Raw genomic sequence first — 7,265 nt, forward strand, 5'->3', positions numbered from 1 at the left:
TCCCGGCCGACGGTACCGGAAGGGTCCGACAACCAACCGGCAACCACTGACCGAATGGATCAAGACTCGGTGACGAGGGTGTTGCATGGGTCGAAATCCCGGCTACAGCGGCTAGTGTTATCGCAAGACGTTCGAGCCCCCGGGGAGGTGGGACGTGGCACGTAGCGACGAGGCGGATTCACGCGCCGCACGTTGGGAGAAAGAGGCCAACGATCTCTCCAGCCAGGTCGCGTTCCTGCAAGAGGAACTCGCCCTTGTTCGGCGGAAGTTGACCGAAAGCCCACGACACGTCCGGCAGCTCGAGGAACGGCTCGCGGCAACGCAGGCGCAGCTGGCCCGACTGACCGAGAACAACGACCGGCTCGTGGCGACCCTCAAGGAAGCCCGGACCCAGATAGTCACTCTCAAGGAAGAGATCGACCGGCTCGCCCAGCCGCCCAGCGGCTACGGCGTTTTCTTGACGGCGCACGAGGACGGCACGGTCGACGTGTTCACCGGCGGCCGCAAGCTGCGGGTGGCGGTGTCGCCGTCGCTCGAGGTCGAGGAGCTCCAGCGTGGGCAGGAAGTCCTGCTCAACGACGCGCTGAACGTCGTCGACGCGTTCGGGTTCGAGCGCAGCGGCGAGGTCGTCCTGCTCCGGGAGGTCCTGGCCGGGCCGAACGGCGAGCGTGGCGACCGGGCTCTGGTGGTGTCGCACTCCGACGAGGAACGCATCGTGTTCCTCGCCGACTCGCTCGACATCGCCAAGCTCCGTGCGGGTGACTCGCTCATGATCGAGCCCCGCTCGGCGTACGCCTACGAGCGGATTCCCAAGAGCGAGGTCGAGGAGCTCGTCCTGGAGGAGGTCCCCGACGTCGACTACACCGACATCGGCGGCCTGCACTCCCAGATCGAGCAGATCCGCGACGCGGTGGAGCTGCCGTTCCTGCACGCCGACCTGTTCCGGGAGCACCAGCTGCGCCCGCCGAAGGGCATCCTGCTCTACGGCCCGCCCGGCTGTGGCAAGACCCTGATCGCCAAGGCGGTGGCCAACTCACTGGCCAAGAAGATCGCCGAGCGGCGTGGCGAGGAGAAGCACACCAGCTACTTCCTCAACATCAAGGGCCCGGAGCTGCTGAACAAGTACGTGGGCGAGACCGAGCGGCACATCCGCCTGGTCTTCCAGCGGGCCCGGGAGAAGGCCGGCGAGGGCACCCCGGTGATCGTGTTCTTCGACGAGATGGACTCGATCTTCCGCACCCGTGGCTCCGGCGTCTCCTCCGACGTGGAGAACACGATCGTTCCCCAGCTCCTCAGCGAGATCGACGGCGTCGAGGGCCTGGAAAACGTGATCGTGATCGGCGCGTCCAACCGGGAAGACATGATCGACCCGGCGATCCTGCGTCCCGGTCGTCTCGACGTGAAGATCAAGATCGAGCGTCCGGACGCCGAGGCGGCGAAGGACATCTTCGCCAAGTACATCCTGGCCGGCCTGCCGCTCAGCTCGGAAGACCTCGCCGAACACGGCAACGACCGCGATGTCACGGTGGCGGCGATGATCGAGGCCGTCGTGCTCCGGATGTACACCGAGAGCGAGGAGAACCGCTTCCTGGAGGTCACCTACGCCAACGGTGACAAGGAGGTCCTGTACTTCAAGGACTTCAACTCCGGCGCGATGATCCAGAACATCGTGGACCGCGGCAAGAAGATGGCGATCAAGGAGTTCCTCACCTCCGGCAAGAAGGGGCTGCGCCTGCAGCACCTGCTCGACTCCTGCGTCGACGAGTTCCGCGAGAACGAGGACCTGCCCAACACGACCAACCCGGACGACTGGGCCCGCATCTCCGGCAAGAAGGGCGAGCGGATCGTCTACATCCGCACGCTCGTCTCCGGGGGCAAGGGCGCCGAGGCCGGCCGCTCGATCGAGACGGCTTCGAACACCGGTCAGTACCTCTAGGCACGCATAGATCGCGGGCGGCGGGGAGCACCCCGCCGCCCGCGTTCTCGTTGCACCGGGCATGACCGCCCCTAATCCGGTACGCCTCGCCTGGCTGGACGCGCTCCGTGGCTTCGCCGCGCTGATCGTCATGTGCTTCCACCTCAGCCCGCTCGTGCTCGGCAGCGAGCGGCACCTGGCGGTCATGCGCCACATCGACCTGGGAAAATACGGCGTACTGCTGTTCTTCCTGGTCTCCGGCTATGTCATCCCGATGTCGCTGGAGAAGCACGGCAGCCTGCGCCGCTTCTGGATCGGCCGGCTGTGCCGCATCTACCCGGCCTACCTGTTCGCCATCGCCGTCGTCGCGATCCTCTGCACGGTGGGCTTGATGTCCTGGCAGGCGTCGATCCGGCAGGAGACGGTCACCGCCGTCCTCGGGCACGTCACGATGCTGCCGGACCTGCTGGGCGAGCGCGGCGCCGTACGGGTCTTCTGGACCCTCTCCTACGAGATGACGTTCTACCTGGTCGTCTCCGGTCTGTTCGCCTGGCGGCTGCACCGGCACAGCGACCGGTGGGCGGCCGGACTCGCGCTGGTGGCCTTCGTGGCCGGCCGGCGACTGCCCGACGACCTGTTCGGGGCGACCTTCGCCGAGCGCCGGTGCACGGCCGCGATCCTGGTCGTCGTGATCGGGATCAGCGTCGTCGCGTACCTCAAGGAGCGGTTCGTTCTGCTCGCCGGCCTCGCCGGGATCGCCTTCCTGCTGCTGCCCGCGCTCAACGGGCACGCCACCCGGAACAGCACCGTGATCGCGAGCTGGCAGGGTCTGCTGCTGCTGGCCGTCATGTTCGCCGGCACGGTGATCTACCGGTGGCAGCACGGCGAGCTCGAGCGCCTCAGGGCGATCTTCGCCCTGACCACGGTCACGCTCGGCGTAATCGGTGCGCATTGGACAAACCTGCGCTCCGGCGCGGCCCTGGCGCTCTGGTCGGCCAACGTCGGCGCGGTCGCGGTTACGTTCCTTTTTGCGTACACGATACGAAACCGAACCATTCCTGGCGTGTTGACCTGGCTCGGAAGGATCAGTTACTCGCTCTACCTGCTGCATGCGATCGTGCTGTCGATGGTGCCGCGTGTCATCCCGGATATCGGGAACGCGGCCGGCGTGTTCAGGGTCGCGGTCGGGTTCACGTACGTGATCGTCGCTCTTGGGGTGGCCCATCTCGCGTACCGCATGGTGGAACGGCCGGGCCAGGCACTCGGCCGGAAGCTGACCGCCCGGCTCTCGCCGCGCCCGCCGCTGGCGAGCCTGCTCGCCACGCAGCGTGCCGTTACCGCGACGGGGCAGGGCGAGAACCGCCGTCAGAGCGTCTAGGCTCGATACATGAGCAGCAGCGTGGCGGGCGGGGTGGTCGCATGAGTGTTCGCAGGATTATGGGGACCGAGGTCGAGTACGGCATTTCGGTTCCGGGTCAGCCCGGTGCCAATCCGATGGTGACGTCCTCGCAGGTGGTGAACGCCTACGGGGCACGGCCCGAGCTCAACCGCGGGGGCCGCGCACGCTGGGACTACGAGGAGGAGTCGCCGCTGCGGGACGCCCGGGGGTTCACCTACTCCGGCGCCGCCTACGACCCGGCCGACGCCCTCGCCGACGAGGACCTGGGCCTGGCCAACGTGATACTGACCAACGGCGCCCGGCTCTACGTGGACCACGCACACCCGGAATACAGCACTCCGGAGTGCACCAACCCGCTCGACGTCGTCAAGTGGGACAAGGCCGGCGAACGGGTCATGGCCGAGGCCTCCCGCCGCGCCGCCACGATCCCCGGCACCCACCGTATCCAGCTCTACAAGAACAACACCGACAACAAGGGCGCGTCGTACGGGTCGCACGAGAACTACCTGATGCGCCGGCAGACCCCGTTCGCCGACATCGTCGCCCATCTCACGCCGTTCTTCGTGACCCGGCAGGTGTTCACCGGCGTCGGCCGGGTCGGCATCGGACAGGACGGCTCGGGAGCCGGTTTCCAGATCTCGTCGCGTGCCGACTTCTTCGAGGTCGAGGTCGGTCTCGAGACGACCCTCAAGCGGCCGATCATCAACACCCGCGACGAGCCGCACGCCGACGCCGACAAATACCGCCGGCTGCACGTCATCATCGGCGACGCGAACCTGTCGGAGATCGCCAGCTACCTCAAGATGGGCACGACCTCGCTGGTCCTGGCCATGATCGAGGAGAAGGTGTTCACCGGCGACCTGGGCATCGCCGACCCGGTGAGCGAACTCAAGTCGGTGAGCCACGACCCGACCCTCAAGCACCTGATCCGGCTGCGGGACGGCCGCCGGCTCACCGCCCTCGACCTGCAGTGGGCCTACTACGAGCGGGCCCGGGCGTTCGTCGAGGAGCGGCAGGGCGACGACGCCGACGAGCAGACCGTAGACGTGCTCGCCCGCTGGGAGGACGTGCTCGACAAGCTCGGCCGTGACCCGATGATCCTGTCCGACACCCTCGACTGGGTGGCCAAGCTGCGGCTGCTCGAGGGCTACCGGGAGCGGGAGAGCCTGGGCTGGTCGTCGCCGAAGCTCCAGCTGGTCGACCTGCAGTACGCCGACGTGCGCCCGGAGAAGGGCCTCTACCACCGCCTGGTGGCCCGTGGCTCGATGAAGACGATCCTGGACGACGAGGCCACCCGGACGGCGATGTACGAGCCGCCCGAGGACACCCGGGCCTACTTCCGGGGCCGCTGCCTGGCGCAGTACGCGTCCGAAGTGGTCGCCGCCAGCTGGGACTCGGTCATCTTCGACGTGGGCCGGGAGTCGCTCGTGCGGGTGCCGATGATGGAGCCTGAACGAGGCACGAAGAAGCACGTCGGGGCCCTGTTCGACAAGTGCGAGAGCGCGAAGGACCTGCTCGAGGTCATCACCTCGCGGTGAGAATCGCTCACTCCGGGGCGGCGTTTTGTCACAGCCGCGCGGTAAGTTTGGCGTACCCGATGTTGTGCGACTTCGGGTGCCCGGGGTTATGCGACTTCGGGTGGCTTAGAAGGGGGACATCCCATGGCAACCCGAGACACAGGTGGTCAGTCCCAGTCCGGCAAGGGCCGGAGTGGTGAGGAGATCGAGGACGTCACCGTCGAGGCCAACCCCGAGGTAGCGGAGCGGCACGCGGAGATCACCGAGGACGTCGACGACCTGCTGGACGAGATCGACTCCGTCCTGGAGGAGAACGCCGAGGAATTCGTGCGAGGCTACGTCCAGAAGGGCGGCGAGTAAGACCTTTTGTCCGATCTCTGAGATCGGGAATCGGTTTCGCCCTTAGCCGAATTCGGCGGGCTCGGATGGCTCTTCAACGGGTCGTCCGAGCCCGCGCGGCCTTTTCCGCATGGAATGGTCGATAGAGACCATCAACACGTCGATCTAGCTCGTCCCACCGGGCCCACGCGCGGGATATTGTGCTTCAACTGCACCGGCGTCGGCGGGGCCGGCGGCGCCGTTCACGTAGCTGAAAGGAACCACGTGGCAAAGGACTTCGATCCGTCCGGTCGACTGCCGGATGTCTTCACCAACGCGGGGACGTCCTCCTTCACGCAGTTCCTGACCTATGCGGCGCCCGAGATGCTGCCCGGGCGGCGTCCGCTCCCGCCGGGACTGGCGGGGGACATGGCGCCGCACGGCACCACGATCGTGGCGATCGCGACCGCGGAAGGCGTGGTCATGGCGGGCGACCGCCGGGCCACCATGGGCAACCTCATCGCCAGCCGGGACATCGAGAAGGTGCACCCGGCCGACTCCTACTCGCTCATCGGCATCGCCGGCACGGCCGGCATCGGCATCGAGCTGATGCGGCTGTTCCAGGTCGAGCTGGAGCACTACGAGAAGATCGAGGGCATCATGCTGTCCCTCGACGGCAAGGCGAACCGGCTGGCCGGCATGGTGCGCGGCAACCTCGGCGCGGCCATGCAGGGCCTCGCGGTGGTTCCGCTGTTCGCCGGTTACGACCTGTCGCCGACCGACCCGGCCAAGGCCGGTCGCATCTTCAGCTTCGACGTCGCCGGCGGCCTCTACGAGGAGACCGGATATGACTCGATCGGCTCCGGCTCGCTGTTCGCCAAGTCCGCGCTGAAGAAGAAGTACCGGGCCGGGGTCAGCACCGAGGACGCGATCCGGCTGGCTGTCGAGGCGCTCTACGACGCGGCCGACGACGACACCGCGACCGGCGGGCCCGACGTGACCCGCAAGATCTACCCGGTGGTCATGACGGCCACCGCGCAGGGCACCCACCGGCTCGGCGAGGAAGAGGTCGCGGCGGTGGCCGAGGCGGTCGTCGCGGGCCGGATGGAAAACCCGGGCGGCTGAGTCCCGCTTCCACCAAGCTTGCTCAACTGGGGAGAGAGGGAGTAGCCACCCGTGGCCATGCAGTTCTACGCATCACCCGAGCAGGTCCAGCGCGACCGCTCGGAATACGCCCGCAAGGGCATCGCCCGCGGCCGCTCCGCCGTGGTGCTGTCCTACGAGGGCGGCATCCTGATGGTCGCCGAGAACATCACCACCCTGCGCAAGATCAGCGAGATCTACGACAAGATCGGTTTCGCCGCGGTCGGACGCTACAACGAGTTCGAGAACCTGCGCCGAGCCGGCGTACGGATGGCCGACCTCAACGGCTACAGCTACGACCGGCGCGACGTCACCGGCCGCGGCCTCGCCAACGCGTTCACCCAGACCCTCGGTGCGATCTTCTCGGAGACGCAGAAGCCGTACGAGGTGGAGATCTGCATCGCGCAGGTCGGTGCCACCCCGGAGGCCGACGAGCTCTACCGCATCACCTACGACGGCTCGGTCATGGACGAGCCCGGTTTCATGGCGATGGGCGGCCAGGCCGAGGCGATCTCCAACGTCCTCCGTGAGGAGCACGACATGGCGGCCGACCTGCCGACCGCGCTCGCCCTCGCCGCGAAGGCATTGGGCAGCGTCGGCGGTGAGAACGGCCAGACCCGCCAGCTCGACGCCAAGCAGCTCGAAGTGGCGGTGCTCGACCGCCGCCGCAAGGGCCGCACCTTCCGCCGCATGGCCGGCGCCGCGCTGACCACCCTGCTCGGGCACGGCGCGGTGGCCGAGGACCAGTTGGGCGAGACCGACGCGGCCCCGCCCAACCCGGCCGAGGACAAGCCGACCGTCTCGGCCGCCCCGGTGAACGCCGAGACCGCCGGCAAGCCCGCTGCCAAACCAGCCGGCAAGTCCGCCGCCAAGCCCGCCGACGACCCGGCCGAACCAGCCGACGGCGTCAACGGCGACGGTTCCTGACCGCACAGCGATTTCTCGAGGCGGGCGCGGCCGGTTGGCCGCGCCC

Annotated in this window: 6 protein-coding genes; all 6 read left to right on the forward strand. The window is 67.8% G+C overall.

Annotated elements, in window-relative coordinates; genetic code table 11:
* The first annotated feature begins 154 nt into the window (after window positions 1–154).
* Window positions 155–1,936 (forward strand): proteasome ATPase, encoded by a 1,782-nt coding sequence (gene arc / locus Afe05nite_RS15185; RefSeq protein ID WP_203817738.1) that lies wholly within the window; start codon window positions 155–157, stop codon window positions 1,934–1,936.
* A gap of 61 nt (window positions 1,937–1,997) precedes the next feature.
* Window positions 1,998–3,293 (forward strand): acyltransferase family protein, encoded by a 1,296-nt coding sequence (locus tag Afe05nite_RS15190; protein ID WP_203817739.1) that lies wholly within the window; start codon window positions 1,998–2,000, stop codon window positions 3,291–3,293.
* 41 nt (window positions 3,294–3,334) lie between these two features.
* A complete protein-coding gene (dop, locus tag Afe05nite_RS15195) occupies window positions 3,335–4,852 on the forward strand; it encodes a depupylase/deamidase Dop (protein WP_344223468.1) in 1,518 nt (505 codons plus the stop codon).
* Window positions 4,853–4,975: 123 nt separating this feature from the next.
* The gene (locus Afe05nite_RS15200) at window positions 4,976–5,191 is read left to right on the forward strand and encodes a ubiquitin-like protein Pup (RefSeq protein ID WP_203817740.1); all 216 of its coding nucleotides are present in this window, start codon (window positions 4,976–4,978) and stop codon (window positions 5,189–5,191) included.
* Between the two features lie 243 nt (window positions 5,192–5,434).
* The gene (prcB, locus tag Afe05nite_RS15205) at window positions 5,435–6,274 is read left to right on the forward strand and encodes a proteasome subunit beta (RefSeq protein ID WP_203817741.1); all 840 of its coding nucleotides are present in this window, start codon (window positions 5,435–5,437) and stop codon (window positions 6,272–6,274) included.
* Window positions 6,275–6,325: 51 nt separating this feature from the next.
* Window positions 6,326–7,219 (forward strand): proteasome subunit alpha, encoded by an 894-nt coding sequence (gene prcA, locus Afe05nite_RS15210; RefSeq protein WP_203817742.1) that lies wholly within the window; start codon window positions 6,326–6,328, stop codon window positions 7,217–7,219.
* Window positions 7,220–7,265: the final 46 nt, after the last annotated feature.

It is taken from the genome of Paractinoplanes ferrugineus (assembly GCF_016862195.1).
GTDB classification, from domain to species: domain Bacteria; phylum Actinomycetota; class Actinomycetes; order Mycobacteriales; family Micromonosporaceae; genus Actinoplanes; species Actinoplanes ferrugineus.